This window comes from Bradyrhizobium tropiciagri (genome assembly GCF_018130505.1).
GTDB lineage: Bacteria > Pseudomonadota > Alphaproteobacteria > Rhizobiales > Xanthobacteraceae > Bradyrhizobium > Bradyrhizobium tropiciagri_B.
In genome coordinates this window covers 648,390-663,896 of sequence record NZ_JAFCKH010000002.1, presented here as the reverse complement: position 1 = coordinate 663,896, position 15,507 = coordinate 648,390, and the positions used below count along the sequence as shown (strand labels likewise).

Here is a 15,507-nt window from a genome sequence, read left to right as displayed (position 1 = left end):
GCAGCGGCTTGCCATCGACCGTGGCATTGCTCAATACTGCCTAAAACAAGGCGGCAAAGGGTCCGCCACGCGGCGGCCCGAGGGCCGGACCAACCCGGAAGCAATCCGGGACATCAGGCAGAATTTGAGAGAGGGGAATCACGACCATGGAGCGCATCTGGCTCAAGCACTATCCGGCCGGCGTGCCCGCCGACATCGACGTCACGCAATATTCCTCGCTGGTCGAATTGCTGGAGGAGAGCTTCAAGAAGTTCGCCGATCGCAAGGCGTTCATCTGCATGGACAAGGCGATCACCTATCGCGAGCTCGACGAGATGTCGACGGCGCTCGGCGCCTACCTGCAGAGCAAGGGCCTGCAGAAGGGCGCGCGCGTCGCGCTGATGATGCCGAACGTGTTGCAGTACCCGATCGCAACCGCCGCCGTGCTGCGCGCCGGCTTTGCCGTGGTCAACGTCAATCCGCTCTACACCCCGCGAGAGCTCGAGCACCAGCTGAAGGATTCCGGCGCCGAAGCGATCGTCGTGCTGGAGAACTTCGCCACCACCGTGCAGAAGGTGCTCCCCAACACCCAGGTGAAGCAAGTCATCGTCGGCAGCATGGGCGACCTGCTCGGCCTCAAGGGCATGATCATCAATCTGGTGGTGCGCCGGGTGAAGAAGATGGTGCCGCCCTGGTCAATCCCGGGCGCCGTCACCTTCAACGAGGCGCTGTCGGCCGGCCGCGCCACCAGGCTCAACAAGCCGGCGCTGACGCTCGATGACGTCGCCTTCCTGCAATATACCGGCGGCACCACCGGCGTCTCCAAGGGCGCGACCCTGCTCCATCGCAACATCCTGGCCAACGTCCTGCAGAACGACGCCTGGTTGCAGCCGGCGCTGGCAAAGCCGCCGATCGTCGAGCAGATGGTGATCGTCTGCGCGTTGCCGCTCTATCACGTGTTTGCGCTGACCGCGTGCTATCTGCTCGGCATGCGGGCCGGCGGCACCAATCTGTTGATTCCGAACCCACGCGACATGGCCGGCTTCGTCAAGGAGCTGTCGAAATACCAGGTCAGCTTCTTCCCGGCGGTCAACACGCTCTACAACGGCCTGCTGAACACGCCCGGCTTCGACAAGCTCGACTTCTCCAAGCTGAAGATCGCCAATGGCGGCGGCATGGCGACGCAGAAGCCGGTCGCCGACAAATGGCTGAAGGTCACCGGCGTCTCGCTGTCCGAAGGCTACGGCCTGTCGGAGACCTCGCCGACGCTGACCTGCAATCCCGCCACGATCACCGAGTTCTCCGGGACCATCGGCCTGCCCGTGCCGTCGACCTGGATCTCGATCCGCGACGACGACGGCAATGAATTGCCGCTCGGCGAAGCCGGCGAGATCTGCGCCAAGGGTCCGCAGGTGATGTCGGGCTATTGGAACAGACCCGATGAGACCGCGCGCGTGATGACGGCGGACGGTTATTTCCGCACCGGCGACATCGGCGTCATGGACGAGAGGGGCTACACCAAGATCGTCGACCGCAAGAAGGACATGATCCTGGTCTCCGGCTTCAACGTCTATCCGAACGAGATCGAGGAAGTGATCGCGAGCCATGCGGGCGTGCTGGAATGCGCCGTGATCGGCGTGCCGGACGCCAAGTCCGGCGAGGCGGTGAAGGCCTTCGTGGTCAAGAAGGACCCGAACCTCACCGCCGAGGACGTCATCAAGTATTGCACCACCCAGCTGACAGCCTACAAGGTGCCGAAGCAGATCGAATTCAGGACCGACCTGCCGAAGACAAATGTCGGCAAGATCCTGCGCCGCGAGCTGCGCGACGAGAAGAAGGCTGCGGCCTGAACAAAAGCGATGCGGGCGTTGGAAGAATACATGACTGACGCCCGCGTTGCGACGCCCGACGAGATCGTCGCGTTCTGGCGCGCGGCCGGCCGCGACGGCTGGTACACGCACAACGCCGCCCTTGATGCCGAGATCCGCGACCGCTTTCTCGCCACCTGGCAGAACGCGGCCGCCGGCGAGCTGGCATCATGGGAGGCGAGCGACGAGGGCGCGCTGGCGCTGACCATCGTGCTCGACCAGTTTCCCCGCAACATGTTTCGTGGCGACGCCATGACCTATGCCAGTGATGCGCTGGCGCGCGAGGTGGCCGGCCGGGCCATCGACCGCGGCGCCGACGCGCGGGTCGACCCGCGGTTGCGCGAGTTCTTCTATCTGCCGTTCGAGCACTCCGAGCACCTCGCCGACCAGCAGCGCTGCGTCGCGTTGTTCACGGAGCACGGCGGCCATCCCGACAACCTGAAATACGCCGAGGACCACGCCGACATCATCCGCCGGTTCGGACGCTTCCCGCACCGTAACCGGATCCTGGGCCGCCAGACGACCGCCGAGGAGCAGGCCTTCCTCGACGGCGGCGGGTTTTCCGGCTGATGACGGAACAGTGACCGTCCGCCGCCATTGCCGATCCGCCGCCAGTTCGTATTGTGCCGTTCAAGCGCCGGGTCTAAGACAGGTCCGCTTCAGCGAGGGAGAATGACGATGACCATCAATGTTGGCGACAAGCTGCCGGAAACCAAGTTTCGCGTGATGACCGCCGAAGGGCCGCAGGTCAAAACCACCGACGATATCTTCAAGGGCAAGAAGGTCGCCCTGTTCGCCGTACCCGGCGCCTACACCGGCACCTGCCACAAGATGCATCTGCCGAGCATCTTCCTCAACGCCTATGCCATCAAGAACAAGGGCGTCGACACCATCGCGATCGTCTCGGTCAACGATGCCTTCGTGATGAACGCCTGGAAGCGCGACACCGACCAGCGCGACGAAGCCGTCTTCCTCGCCGACGGCAATGCTGACTTCGCCAAGGCGATCGGCATGGAGCTCGACGCCTCCGGCAACGGCCTCGGCATCCGCTCCAAGCGCTACTCGATGCTGGTCGAGGACGGCGTGGTGAAGAAGCTCAACCTCGAGCCCGCCCCGGGCAAGGTCGAGGTCTCCGGCGGCGACACGCTGCTCGGCCAGCTCTGAGCTGACGCCCCGCGGACTGTCATCGCCCGGTAAAGCCGGGCGATGACACCGGTTATTGGCGAGGCAGTTCGTAGGGTGGGCAAAGCGAAGCGTGCCCACCATCGCGAGCACGGCATTTGATGGTGGGCATGGCGCAAGGGCGCCTTTGCCTGATACAGCGCCGCAAAACACACTGTCATCGCCCGGCTCGACCGGGCGATCCAGTACGCCGCGGCTTCTCGGCTCAATCACTGCCGTCTCTGGAATACTGGATCGCCCGGTCGAGCCGGGCGATGACAGTTGTGGGTAGGGCATCAGCCGCGTATCACGGCCGGTGGGTTTCGCTTCGCTCTACCCACGCTACGCAGCGACGCCTACGCCTTCAGCCTTGCCATCGCGACGCCTTCGCGCGCGAGTTCGTCGGCGCGCTCGTTCTCGGCGTGGCCGGCGTGGCCCTTGATCCAGTGCCAGCGCACCTCGTGCGGCTTCAGCGCGGCATCGAGGCGCTGCCACAGTTCGACATTCTTGACCGGCTTCTTGTCCGCGGTGCGCCAGCCGTTGCGCTTCCAGCCGTGGATCCAGCCGGTGATGCCCTGGCGGACATACTGGCTGTCGGTGGTCAGATCGACCACGCAGGGTTTCTTCAGCGCTTCCAGCGCCGAGATCGCCGCCATCAGCTCCATGCGGTTGTTGGTGGTGTGCGCTTCGCCGCCCTTCAATTCCTTCTCGACCTCGCCGAACCTCAAGATCGCGCCCCAGCCGCCCGGCCCCGGATTTCCGGAGCAGGCACCGTCGGTGAAAACGATCACATGCGGCTTGTCGCTCACGCCGCGCATCCTGCCGGCGTGATACCGTAGTCGTTGATGGCAGCGACGTTCTGCTGGAAGCGCAGCTTGCGGACGTATTCCAGCGGATCCTTCGGCTGCACCAACGCGCCCTCGGGTACGTTGAGGAAATCGACGAGCCGCGTCAGCAAAAATCGCATCGAGGCGCCGCGCGCCAGCAGCGGCAGCGCCGCCTCCTCCGCCGCCGACAATGGCCGCACGCGACGATAGGCGTTGAGCAGCGCGCGCGCCTTGGTGACGTTGAAGGAGTGATCCGGCTCGAAGCACCAGGCGTTCAGGCAGATCGCGACGTCATAGGCCAGGATGTCGTTGCACGAGAACGGGAAGTCGATCAGGCCGGACAGCTGATCGCCGAGGAAGAACACATTGTCGGGAAACAGGTCGGCATGGATGACGCCGACCGGCAGGTCGCCTGGCCAGTTCGCCTCGAGATGATCCAGCTCGCGCGCGATGAAGTCGGACAGGCCCGCCTGCACGCTGTCGGCACGCGCCGCTGCGAGATCGAACAGCGGCCGCCAGCCTTCGACCGACAGCGGATTCGTCCGCACCATCGGAAAATCATGGCCGGCCAGATGCATTTTCGCGAGCGCCTCGCCGACGCCGGCGCAATGCACGACGTTCGGCCGCCGCGGCCACATGCCTTCGAGAAAGTTGATGATCGCCGCCGGCCGGCCGGCCAGTCGGCTGTAGACCTCGCCCTTGCGATTGCGCGCCGGCTGCGGGCACGACACGCCGCGCCCGGCGAGATGCGCCATCAGCGACAGGAAATACGGCAGGTCGTCCTCGGCCACACGCTTCTCATAGAGCGTGAGGATGTAGGCGCCCTGGCTGGTGTGCAGCAGGAAGTTCGAATTCTCGACGCCCTCGGCGATGCCCTTGTAGGAGAGCAATTCGCCGATGTCGTAGCTTTTGAGGAATTCCGCGAGGTCTTCGGCGGCAACGTCGGTGTAGACCGCCATATGGTCTATTCCGCTGCGGCAGCGTCGGGCCGCAGCGAGCGCGGCAGCGGGAAGAATTCGTTCTCTTCCGCGGCCGAGACCGTCTCCACGTGCAGATTGTAGCGCTCGGCGAAGGCGCCCATGATCTCCTCGACGATCACCTCCGGCGCCGAGGCGCCCGCGGTGATGCCGAGGCTGCTGATGCCTTCGAACCGACCCCAGTCGATGTCGCTGGCGCGCTGGGCGAGCACCGCAATCGGGCAGCCCTCGCGCTCGGCGACCTCGCGCAGGCGCTGCGAGTTCGACGAGTTCGGCGCGCCGACCACGATCAAAGCGTCGACCACCGGCGCCACCTTCTTCACCGCGAGCTGGCGGTTGGTGGTGGCGTAGCAGATGTCTTCCTTGTGCGGCCCGTTGATGTTCGGGAAGCGTTCCTTGAGCAGCGCCACGATCTCCGCAGTGTCGTCGATCGACAGCGTGGTCTGGGTCACGAAGGCGAGGTTGTCGGGGTCCTTCGGGGCGATGGTCTTGGCGTCCTCGGCGGTCTCGATCAGGGTCACGGCGCCCGGCGGGAGCTGGCCCAGGGTGCCGACCACTTCCGGATGATGGGAGTGCCCGATCAGGAAAATCTCGCGGCCGCGCTTGAAGTGGATCGCCGCCTCGCGATGAACCTTGGTCACCAGCGGGCAGGTCGCATCCAGCGAGAAGAAATTGCGCGATTTGGCCTCCGCGGGAACCGATTTCGGCACCCCGTGGGCCGAAAACACCACCGGCGCATTGGTGTCGTCGGGGATCTCAGCCAGTTCCTCGACGAAAATGGCGCCCTTGGTCTTCAGGCTGTCCACGACGTATTTGTTATGGACGATCTCGTGCCGGACATAGACCGGCGCACCATAGATGGTGAGCGCCCGTTCCACCGTGTCGATGGCGCGGACCACCCCGGCGCAGAAGCCACGCGGGGAACAAAGCACGATTCTGAGGTCGGGTTTCTTCGCTGACATATGGGGCAAATCTCGGGACCGAATCACCCCTCGCCGGCGGGCGGGGAACGGCCTGTTTGAGTAAGGACTTGGGACTGCTTTGGGGCTCTGTCAAGGCGATTTTGCTGGCCCATTGCGCCATTCCCCCCTGAGGGCTTATATAGGCGCCATAATTCCCGTCATCGCCGATGACTACCAGCTTCGCCTCGACAGAGGTGGGCGAAGCACTAAGGAGATTTGCCATGAGCAACGCACCGCTGATGCCGAAGGCGACTGCCGTGTGGTTGGTCGACAATACCGCCCTGACGTTCGATCAGGTGGCCGATTTTACCAAGATGCACCCGCTGGAAGTCCGCGCCATTGCCGACGGAGACGCCGCCCAGGGCATCAAGGGCATGGACCCGATTTCGAACGGCCAGCTGACCCGCGAGGAGATCGAAAAAGGCGAGCGCGACCCGAACTACCGCCTCCGATTGCAGGAGAGCAAGGTTGTGCTGCCGACCGCCGCCAAGAAGAAGGGCCCGCGCTACACCCCGGTGTCGCGCCGTCATGAGCGGCCGAGCGCGATCCTCTGGCTGCTGCGCAACCATCCCGAGTTGAAGGACGCGCAGATCATGCGCCTCGTCGGCACCACCAAGACCACCATCGCGAGCGTGCGCGACCGCACCCACTGGAATGCGTCGACGCTGACGCCGATGGATCCGGTGACGCTCGGCCTGTGCTCGCAGATCGAGCTCGATTTCGAGGTGCAGCGCGCCGCCAAGGAAAAGCCCGCCGCGACCGTCTACGGCGGCGCCACGCTGCTGCCCGCCTCCGAGACCACGCGCAAGGACGAGCTCGACGACCAGCCGACCGAGCGCCACGACGACCTCAACGTCGACGCCGTGTTCGCCAAGCTGAAGACGATCGGCGGCAAGAAGCCCGACGACGACGACGAGCAGTAAGCGCAACGCGCTTTCGGCAAATGGAATGCGAAACGCGGCGGGCAACCCGCCGCGTTTTTGTTTGGAGGGAGCGCGCCGCAATCCTTCGCCCACACCACAATCTCAGCTGTCATCACCCGGCTTGACCGGGTGATCCAGTATTCCAGAGACGGCTGTAATTTCACCGAGAAGCCGCGACGTACTGGATACCCCGCTTTCGCGGGCCATGACGCCGGTGTGTGAGGCGAGCAGTTGCTGCGCTACGGCCGGTTCGGATTGTTCATCATGTACTCGCCGAGATCGCGCTGCCGGCGGTCGTAGCGCGCTTCGGCGTTCTGGCGCTGCACGTCGCGGTCCTTGCGGCAGGCGACATATTCGGGCGAGCCGACCGCCACCTTGCCGTTGCCCTGGCAGTACTGATCGTCATCGCCCATGCTCGCCGCGACCGGCGAGTTGCCGCGCTCGAGGCAGCCGGTGAGCAGCGGCAGTGCGAGCAGCAATGCAAAGGGCGCGCGTGCAGAAAGGGATCGCATCCGGTGGTCCGTATCTCGTGGCGAAGTGACGTCAGCCGGGAATGACCCGGCAATCCATCAAAATCAAGGCGGTTTTGCTTCGGGATGCGTTCCCCGCATCTCACGTCATTCCGGGGCGATGCGCAGCATCGAACCCGGAATCTCGAGATTCCGGGTTCGCGTCTTCGACGCGCCCCGGAATGACACACCAGCCGCTACACCTTGCCCTTCAGCGCATCGCCGATCTCGTCGAGCACCTTGGGGTCCTCGATCGTCGCCGGCATGGTCCAGGGTTCGCCGTCGGCGATCTTCTTGATGGTGCCGCGGAGAATCTTGCCGGAGCGGGTCTTCGGCAGCCGCGCCACGGTGATGGCGAGCTTGAAGGCCGCGACCGGGCCGAGCTTCTCGCGCACCAGCGCGACGACGTCCTTCTCGACATCGCCCGCGCTCTTGGTCACGCCGGCCTTCAGCACCAGGAAGCCGCAAGGCACCTCGCCCTTGATCGCATCCTTGATGCCGAGCACCGCGCATTCGGCGACATCGGGATGCGAGGCTAGAATCTCTTCCATGCCGCCAGTGGAGAGGCGGTGGCCGGCGACATTGATGATGTCGTCGGTGCGGCCCATCACCCAAACATAGCCGTCCGCATCCTTGTAGCCGGCATCCGACGTCTTGTAGTAGCCGGGGAATTCCGAGAGGTAGGCCTCCCTGAAGCGAACATCCTGCTCCCACAAGGTCGGCAGGCAGCCCGGCGGCATCGGCAGCTTGATCACGATCGAGCCCATGGTGCCCGCCGCGACCGGCTTCGCCGCTTCGTCGACCACATCGACCTGATAGCCCGGCATCGGCACCGTCGGCGAGCCGTGCTTGACCGGCAGCATGCCGAGGCCGACCGGATTGCCGGCGACGCACCAGCCGGTCTCGGTCTGCCACCAGTGATCGATCACCGGCACCTTGAGCTGCTGCTCGGCCCACTCCACCGTCGGCGGATCGGCGCGCTCGCCGGCGAGGAACAGGGTGCGGAAGCTCGACAAATCGTATTTGCCGATCAGCTTGCCTTCCGGATCTTCCTTCTTGATGGCGCGGAATGCGGTCGGCGCCGTGAACAGCGCCACCGCCTTGTGCTCGGAGATCACGCGCCAGAACGCCCCCGCGTCGGGCGTGCCGACCGGCTTGCCCTCATACATGACCGAGGTCGCGCCATGCAGCAGCGGGCCGTAGACGATGTAGCTGTGGCCGACCACCCAGCCGATGTCGGAGCCGCACCACCAGACTTCGCCCGGCTTCACGCCGTAGAGGTTGAACATCGACCATTTCAGCGCGACGAGATGCCCGCCATTGTCGCGCACCACGCCCTTCGGGATGCCTGTCGTACCCGAGGTGTAGAGGATGTAGAGCGGATCGGTCGCGAGCACAGGCACGCAGGGCGCGGCCTTGCCGGCCTCCAGCGCGGCGCGGCGAAGTGCCGCCCAGTCATGATCGCGACCCTTAATCAGATCGCAGCCGTGCTGCGGCCGTTGCAGGATGATGCAGACCTCAGGCTTCGCGCTCGCCAGCTTGATCGCCTCATCTAATAGCGGCTTGTATTGCACGATGCGCCCGGGCTCGAGCCCACAGCTTGCCGAGAAGATCAGCTTCGGCTTGGCGTCGTCGATCCGGCTCGCCAGCTCCTTGGCGGCGAAGCCGCCGAACACCACGCTGTGCACGGCGCCGATCCGCGCGCAGGCCAGCATCGCGACCACGGCCTCCGGCACCATCGGCATATAGAGGATGACGCGGTCGCCTTTCGTGACTCCGAAATCCTGCATCACCGCGGCGAGCGCCTGTACCTCTTTCAAGAGCTCGGCATAGGTGAACTTCGTGATCGCGTTGCTGAGTGTGGAATCGTGGATCAGCGCGACCTGGTCGGCGCGGCCGCCGGCGACGTGGCGATCCAGCGCGTTGTAGCAAGTGTTGACCACGGCGCCGGTGAACCAGCGGCCATAGGTGCCCACCGCCGGGTCGAAGATCTTCTTCGCCGGCTCGATCCAGTCGATCTCGCGCGCCGCTTCTGCCCAAAATCCCTCGGGGTCGCGAAGCGAGCGGGCGTGCACCTCATGATACCGGCCCGTCTGCTGAATGGTCATGGCGTTCTCCCTCGCGCCTGGCGCGTCTTTGCCCGCCATTTTCACGGGATGCGGCAGCGTTTCAAGTCGAAATCACCGGGACCTTGGCACTACCCCGGCTCGAGGATGACCTCGGAACGTCGCCGCGCGCCTTTCCGGATCGAGCACTAATACCCGTCGACCCCGTTGATCTTCTGCAGCCGCTCGCGCATCACCTTTTCCAGGTCGTAGCCCGGCTTGCCGAATTCGGCATTGCGGCGGGCGATGAACTGGTCCTGTGCGCGCTGCAACTCGCGCGCCTGCCGCGGATTTTGCACCTCGCGGATCGCGCGCACACTTGATGCGTTGACCTCGCGATCGAGGTCGGCAAGCGCGGGATTGGCGCAGATCACCTTCTCCACGGCGCGGCGGGCAGTGCGGCAATCGAAGCTCGGCTTGCCGGCGACCGCCATCATGGCGCCGATCCGCTCCAATTCCAGCGACAGCGATTTGTAGTTGGCCTTGGCGGCGGCATGATTCGGATCGAGCTTGACCGCGGCGCCGAAATCCATGATCGCCCTGCGCCGGTCGCCCTTGCCGCGCCACAACTCGCCGCGCGCGTTGTAGGCATCGGCGAGCGAGGAATCGAGCCTGAGCGCGGCATCGTAGTCGGCAATCGCGCGATCGGTCATCTGCTTGCGGCGCCAGGCGCCGGCGCGCGCCGTCAGGGCCCTGACGCGATCCGCCCGCTCCGCCTTGTCGTTGTCGATCAGCGACCCGCAGACGTCGATGGTCTTGTCGTCATCGCCGGCGGCGGCCGCGGCGACGCAGCGGCCCGGATCGGCCTGCACGTCCTTGCCTGGCTCACTGCTGGTCGCGCGTGCGCTCCCGGCCACGAGCAGGCACGACAGAGTGAGGCACAGCAGCGATAGCGTCCGGTTTGCAGATTTGCGTCGCATTACAACCGCCGACGAGGCGTCCCTCCCCCGCGCCTGAACCAGCCAGATCGGCGTCATTCGGACAGCAGGTCATTTGCCGCAAAACCACACACTGGATTATACGTCAATTGCGACGATCGGCGCACGGGGGGCGGGCTTGCTGACATTCGAATGGATCATCGGGCTGCTGCTCGCGGCCGTGGCGCTCTCGGCGCTGGCGCGGCACCTCAAGGTGCCCTACCCGACGTTCCTTGCGGCCGGCGGCGTGCTGCTGGCCTTCCTTCCGGACGGCCCATCCTGGGCGCTGGAACCGAAGCTGGCACTGGCGCTGTTCGTGGCGCCGGTGCTGCTCGATGCCGCCTTCGACACCTCGCTGCGCGATCTCCGCAACAACTGGCTGCCGGTCTCGACGCTGGTGGTGGTCGCGGTCGGCGTCACCACGATCGGCGTCGCATTGGTGGCGCGCTGGCTGCAGCCCGACATGCCGTGGGCGGTCGCGATCGCGCTCGGCGCCATCGTCGCACCGCCCGATGCCGCCGCGGCCACCGCGATCCTGCGCCAGGTCAACCTGCCCTACCGGATCCAGAAGATCCTCGAAGGCGAAAGCCTGCTCAACGACGCCAGCGCGCTGCTGGTCTATCGCGTCGCGGTCGGCCTCGTCGTCGCCGAACACATGAAGGTGCGCGAATTCGTGCCGTCGATCGCGGTCGCGCTGGTCGGCAGCCTCGCCGCCGGCTATTTGTTCGCGCAGGTCTGGATGATGATCACCCGCCGCATCACCGAGGCTCCGAGCGCGATCATCACCCAGTTCGGCGGCACCTTCATGGTGTGGATCATCGCCGAGCATATCGGGCTGTCGGGCATCCTCACCATCATCGCCTATGCCATCACCATCGCCCGCACCGCGCCGGCCCGCACCTCGGCACGGCTGCGCGTGCAGTCCTATGCGGTGTGGGAGACCGTGGTGTTCGTGCTCAACGTGCTCGCCTTCATGCTGATCGGCATGCAGCTGCGGCCAATCTGGTCCGGGCTCGACGACGAGGTGCGGTGGAAATATTGCAGCTTCGCCGCCATCATCCTCGCCGTCGTGATCCTGGCCCGGATTCTCTGGGTGATGCCCTATGGTGCCTTTCTGCGCATCCTGATGCGGCACGATCTGCTTCCCGCCCATGTGGTGCCGGCAGTGCCGACCCTGAAGCGCGGCATCATCGTGTCGTGGTGCGGGATGCGCGGCATCGTCACGCTGGCGGCCGCGTTCGCGCTGCCGGAGTATTTCCCCTATCGCGACCTGATCCTGCTGACAGCCTTTGCCGTGGTGCTGGGCTCGCTGGTGATCCAGGGCCTGACCCTGCGGCCGCTGATCCTGGCGCTGAATTTCGATGACGACGATCCGGTCGCGCGCGAGGCTGCCCACGCCCGCAGCGTTGTCTTCCGGGCCGGGCTTGCGGCGATCGAAGCGGATCCGTCCGAGGAGGCCGAGATTCTCCGGCTCGAATATCGCGCCGTGCTGTTGCGCGCCGAGACCGATCCCGATGGCGGCATCGCCTCGCGCGAGCTGCCGGCCGACCCGTTGCGCCGTCGCGCCATCGCCGCGGCCCGCCGGGCGCTGCTCAATTTGCGCCACACCGAGACGATCGGCGACGACGCCTTCCATCTGGTCGAAGAAGAGCTCGACCGCGTCGAGCTCAGCGTCGAGGGCTCAGGGAGTTGAGGGGAGCGCGTGCCCACCCGTCGCTGCGAAAGCAGGGACGACGTGTGGGGAGATGACGCAGCAGAACTAGGCACCCGACTTGCTGGTGATGCCACCGTCGACAACCAGCTCGATGCCGGTGACATATTTCGACTCATCCGACGCCAGGAACAGCGCGGCGTTGGCGACGTCCCAGGCGTCGCCCATGTGGCCCATCGGCACCTGCGCGTCGCGGGCGCGCCACATCGCCTCGACATCGCCCTTGGCATAGCTCTGCGCCAGTCCGGCCGAGTGCGCGACCATCGGCGTCTTCATCAGCCCGGGCAGGATCGCGTTGACGCGGACATGCTTGGAGGCGAACTCGACCGCGGTCGAGCGCGTCATCTGGTTCATCGCGGCCTTGCTGGCGTTGTAGCTGACATAGGAGATGCCGACATGGCGGATCGAGGCGATCGACGAGATGTTGATGATCGAGCCGCCGCCCTGCTCGATCATCACGGGAATGACGTGCTTCATCGAGAGATACGCGCTCTTCAAATTGACGGCGAAGACGCGGTCCCATTCGGCTTCCGCCACCTCGACCACGCTGCCGACCTCGGCGATGCCGACATTGTTGTCGAGCACGTCGATGCGGCCGTAAGCCTTCAGGCACGCCGCGACCATCGCCTCGACCTCGGCGGCGCGCGAGACGTCGGCGGTGAACGCGGTCGCCTTGCCGCCCTCGCCGGTGATGATGCCGACGGTCTCCTCGGCAGCGGCGCCGTTGCGATCGACGCAGAACACGCTGGCGCCCTCGCGCGCGAAGGTCACGGCGGTCGCCTTGCCGTTGCCCCAGCCGGGCCCGATCGAGCCCGCGCCGACCACCATCGCAACCTTGCCCTTGAGCCGATCCATCGGTTGTTTCTCCGTTGTTGTTTTTCGTCGTTCTTGTAGCCCGGATGAGCGGAGCGATATCCGGGGTAGTGTTCCCGCATATCGCTTCGCTCATGCGGGCTACGAATCTACGGATCCTTGCAAACGCTCATCGTCGTGACATTAGCACCGATCGGATGGCCGAAAATCTCCGATAGGGTCTGGCAGCGTCCCGCCTGGCACAGCCGCCATTCGCCTGCCGCACCGGAATTGCCGAGCACGACCTCCGGCCGCGGCGCCGGCGGCAGCGACCATTGAAACCAGCCGTTGACGAGCCGCGCCTCCGGCGGCGGCTCCATGCCGGCGCCGGTGCCCTTGATGCGGGCCTGCCTCAGTTCGAGCCCGGCCGGCGTGACCACCCAGTCTTCCTGCCAGGCGGTCTTCTCGATCGAATGCGTCCAGGCGAGCGTGAAGGCCGCGACCTGCAGCGCCTTCACCACGCCGGCGGAGGCGAGGCAGAGGCTCAAGCCGCCGCCACCGCATCACGCGGACGCTGCCGCCACTGCCAGAGCACGACCGCCGCGGCCAGCGTGAAGCCCGCCGTGTCCGAGAACTGGAAATCGCCGAGCAGGCAGAGCGCGGCCGCGAACGCGACCGCGATCTCGATCAGGCTCAGCCGCGTGAACAGGAAGCCGATCGCGACCACGCCGAACAGCCCAATCGCGACCAGCGCCTTGAACGTCGCCAGCGCCACCGCGCCGTAGAAGCCGAGCTGCGCCTGCATCGGGTCGCCCGCCTGCAGCATCAGCGCCGGCGAATAGACGAAGATGAAGGGGATGACATAGCCGGCGAGCGCGATCCGCATCGCCTCCCAGCCGATCTTGTCCGGGTTCTCCTTGGCGATCGGCGCCGCCGCCAGCGCGGCGAGCGCGACCGGCGGTGAGAGGTCGGCCATGATGCCGTAGTAGAACGCGAACATGTGGCTCGCGATCAGCGGCACGCCGAGCTTGGCCAGCGCCGGCGCGGCGAGCGCGGCGGTGATGATGTAGGTCGGGATCGTCGGAATGCCGGTGCCGAGCAGGATCGACAGCAGCATGGTCATGATCAGCGCCAGGAACAGGCTCTTGGCGCCGAGCCCGATGATCCAGCTGCCGAAGATGGTGCCGACGCCGGTCTGCGTCATCATGCCGATGATGGTGCCGACGATCGCGCAGGCCATGCCGACTGTCAGCGCCGATTTGGCGCTGTCGGCCAGCGAGTCGCGGCACGCGGCAAGCGTGGCGCGTCCGCCGCGGGTGAGCGCGGCAATCACGATCAGGCCGGCGACGACGCTGCCGACCTGAACGATCTCCAGCCCCTTGCGCGACACCGCGGCAACCACCAGCGCGAGCCCGATCCAGAAGATGTAGCGGATCACGGTGTTGGAGAAGCCGAGCGTGATGCTGGCGCCGAGGATCAGCGCGACGGTGAGCGCGAGCCCCATGCTGCCGGCATAGAGCGGCGTGAAGCCTTCGAACAGCATGTAGACCAGCGCGGCGAGCGGCAGCACGAGATACCAGCGCGCCACCAGCGCCTTCCAGGCGCTCGGGATCTCTGAGCGCTTCATGCCGACGAGACCGTGCTTGCCGGCTTCCAGATGCACCATCCAAAACGCGGAGGCGAAATAGAGGATCGCCGGGATCACCGCCGCCTTGACGATCTCCGAATAGGGCACGCCGAGCGTCTCGGCCATGATGAAGGCGACTGCGCCCATCACCGGCGGCATGATCTGTCCGCCCATCGAGGCGGTGGCCTCGACGCCGGCGGCAAAGGCGCGGCGGTAGCCGAACTTGATCATCAGCGGAATCGTGAACTGCCCGACGGTGACGACGTTGGCGACGCCGGATCCCGAGATCGTGCCCATCATGCCCGAGGCGAACACCGCAACCTTCGCAGGTCCGCCGCGGGTGCGGCCAAACAGGCCGAGCGAGACGTCGGTGAACAGCTGGATCATGCCGGCGCGCTCAAGGAACGAGCCGAACAGAATGAACAGGAAGATGTAGGTTGCCGAGACGTAGATCGGCACGCCGTAGAAGCCTTCGGTGCCGAACGACAGATGCGTGACGATCTGGTCGAAGTCATAGCCGCGATGATTGAACGGCGACGGCAAATACTGGCCGAAGAACCAGTAGAGCAGACAGGCGCCGCACATCAGCGGCAATGCCGCGCCCATCAGCCGCCGCGTGCCCTCGAAGATCAGGATCGCCAGCAGCGTGCCGACCGCAAGGTCGGTGTTGGTCGGATCGCCGTCACGCGCGATCAGGTCGGCGTAGAAGATCCACTGATAGAGCCCGCAGAGGAAGCCGGCGGCGCCGACGATCCAGCTCACCGCGCGGCCGAAATCGGTCTTTGCGGTGAAGTTGCCGATCAGACCGAAGGTCAAGAGGATCAGGAAGCCGACATGGACGCCGCGCACCACCTGGCTCGGCAGGTAGTTGAACGCCGCGACATAGAGCTGGAACACCGCGAAGGCGAGCCCGACCGTGTAGGCCAGATATCCCCAGCCGCCCGGCCCGAACCCTTCCGGAAAGCCGTGCTCGAAATTGTCGAATTCAACCTTGATGGGCTGCTCTGCGCCCTCGGTCTGCTGCTGCATATGATTGGTCCCCCGCCGTGCCCTACGCCGGCCGTCGCACCCGTGTGATGCCTTGGCCGTGTCCCCCGCACGTCATGCGCGGGCTCGACCCGCGCATCCATCGAAAATGAAAGTCTTTAG

At 65.6% G+C, this 15,507-nt stretch carries 14 protein-coding genes; 5 read left to right on the top strand and 9 right to left on the bottom strand.

Annotated elements, in window-relative coordinates; all coding sequences use genetic code 11:
* The first annotated feature begins 146 nt into the window (after positions 1 to 146).
* The 3 genes from JQ633_RS07425 to JQ633_RS07415 all read left to right on the top strand — a co-directional run bounded on the left by JQ633_RS07425 (position 147) and on the right by JQ633_RS07415 (position 3,011).
* Positions 147 to 1,829, top strand: coding sequence for a long-chain fatty acid--CoA ligase (locus tag JQ633_RS07425; RefSeq protein ID WP_211984001.1), 1,683 nt, complete (start codon positions 147 to 149; stop codon positions 1,827 to 1,829).
* Between the two features lie 30 nt (positions 1,830 to 1,859).
* Positions 1,860 to 2,417 (top strand): DUF924 family protein, encoded by a 558-nt coding sequence (locus JQ633_RS07420; protein WP_211983999.1) that lies wholly within the window; start codon positions 1,860 to 1,862, stop codon positions 2,415 to 2,417.
* 108 nt (positions 2,418 to 2,525) lie between these two features.
* Positions 2,526 to 3,011, top strand: coding sequence for a peroxiredoxin (locus JQ633_RS07415; RefSeq protein ID WP_211983997.1), 486 nt, complete (start codon positions 2,526 to 2,528; stop codon positions 3,009 to 3,011).
* Positions 3,012 to 3,364: 353 nt separating this feature from the next.
* On the opposite strand, the gene rnhA is transcribed toward JQ633_RS07415, so the two are convergent.
* From rnhA to ispH, 3 genes are read right to left on the bottom strand one after another with little or no spacing between them, the layout of a single operon-like run.
* Entirely contained in the window at positions 3,365 to 3,826 is a 462-nt protein-coding gene (gene rnhA / locus JQ633_RS07410) for a ribonuclease HI (protein WP_076860910.1), read from the bottom strand.
* Positions 3,814 to 4,794 carry a homoserine kinase gene (locus tag JQ633_RS07405; protein ID WP_211983995.1) on the bottom strand — a complete coding sequence of 327 codons (981 nt, stop codon included), beginning with the start codon at positions 4,792 to 4,794 and terminating at the stop codon, positions 3,814 to 3,816. Before JQ633_RS07405 ends, rnhA begins: the two co-directional genes overlap by 13 nt.
* Positions 4,795 to 4,799: 5 nt before the next feature.
* Positions 4,800 to 5,774, bottom strand: coding sequence for a 4-hydroxy-3-methylbut-2-enyl diphosphate reductase (gene ispH, locus JQ633_RS07400; protein WP_211983993.1), 975 nt, complete (start codon positions 5,772 to 5,774; stop codon positions 4,800 to 4,802).
* Positions 5,775 to 5,995: 221 nt separating this feature from the next.
* Here ispH and JQ633_RS07395 point away from each other — a divergent pair, with 221 nt between their 5' ends.
* Positions 5,996 to 6,697 (top strand): DUF1013 domain-containing protein, encoded by a 702-nt coding sequence (locus JQ633_RS07395; RefSeq protein ID WP_211983991.1) that lies wholly within the window; start codon positions 5,996 to 5,998, stop codon positions 6,695 to 6,697.
* 239 nt (positions 6,698 to 6,936) lie between these two features.
* On the opposite strand, the gene JQ633_RS07390 is transcribed toward JQ633_RS07395, so the two are convergent.
* From JQ633_RS07390 to JQ633_RS07380, 3 genes are all read right to left on the bottom strand, one after another.
* A complete protein-coding gene (locus tag JQ633_RS07390) occupies positions 6,937 to 7,209 on the bottom strand; it encodes a hypothetical protein (protein WP_211983989.1) in 273 nt (90 codons plus the stop codon).
* Positions 7,210 to 7,403: 194 nt separating this feature from the next.
* On the bottom strand, positions 7,404 to 9,314 hold the full coding sequence (locus tag JQ633_RS07385; RefSeq protein ID WP_211983987.1) for a propionyl-CoA synthetase: 1,911 nt from the start codon (positions 9,312 to 9,314) through the stop codon (positions 7,404 to 7,406).
* 146 nt (positions 9,315 to 9,460) lie between these two features.
* Entirely contained in the window at positions 9,461 to 10,231 is a 771-nt protein-coding gene (locus JQ633_RS07380) for a lysozyme inhibitor LprI family protein (protein ID WP_211983985.1), read from the bottom strand.
* 136 nt (positions 10,232 to 10,367) lie between these two features.
* Between JQ633_RS07380 and JQ633_RS07375 the strand changes: the two genes are divergently transcribed.
* A complete protein-coding gene (locus tag JQ633_RS07375) occupies positions 10,368 to 11,921 on the top strand; it encodes a cation:proton antiporter (protein WP_211983972.1) in 1,554 nt (517 codons plus the stop codon).
* A gap of 66 nt (positions 11,922 to 11,987) precedes the next feature.
* Here JQ633_RS07375 and JQ633_RS07370 read toward each other — a convergent pair whose 3' ends face one another.
* The 3 genes from JQ633_RS07370 to JQ633_RS07360 form a co-directional block, all read right to left on the bottom strand.
* Complete coding sequence (locus tag JQ633_RS07370) at positions 11,988 to 12,794, bottom strand: SDR family NAD(P)-dependent oxidoreductase (protein WP_211983970.1); 807 nt, start codon at positions 12,792 to 12,794, stop codon at positions 11,988 to 11,990.
* Between the two features lie 107 nt (positions 12,795 to 12,901).
* The gene (locus tag JQ633_RS07365) at positions 12,902 to 13,279 is read right to left on the bottom strand and encodes a DUF1850 domain-containing protein (RefSeq protein ID WP_211983967.1); all 378 of its coding nucleotides are present in this window, start codon (positions 13,277 to 13,279) and stop codon (positions 12,902 to 12,904) included.
* Positions 13,276 to 15,387, bottom strand: a complete 2,112-nt coding sequence (locus JQ633_RS07360; RefSeq protein WP_211983965.1) for a TRAP transporter permease — start codon at positions 15,385 to 15,387, stop codon at positions 13,276 to 13,278. Before JQ633_RS07360 ends, JQ633_RS07365 begins: the two co-directional genes overlap by 4 nt.
* Positions 15,388 to 15,507 lie beyond the last annotated feature (120 nt).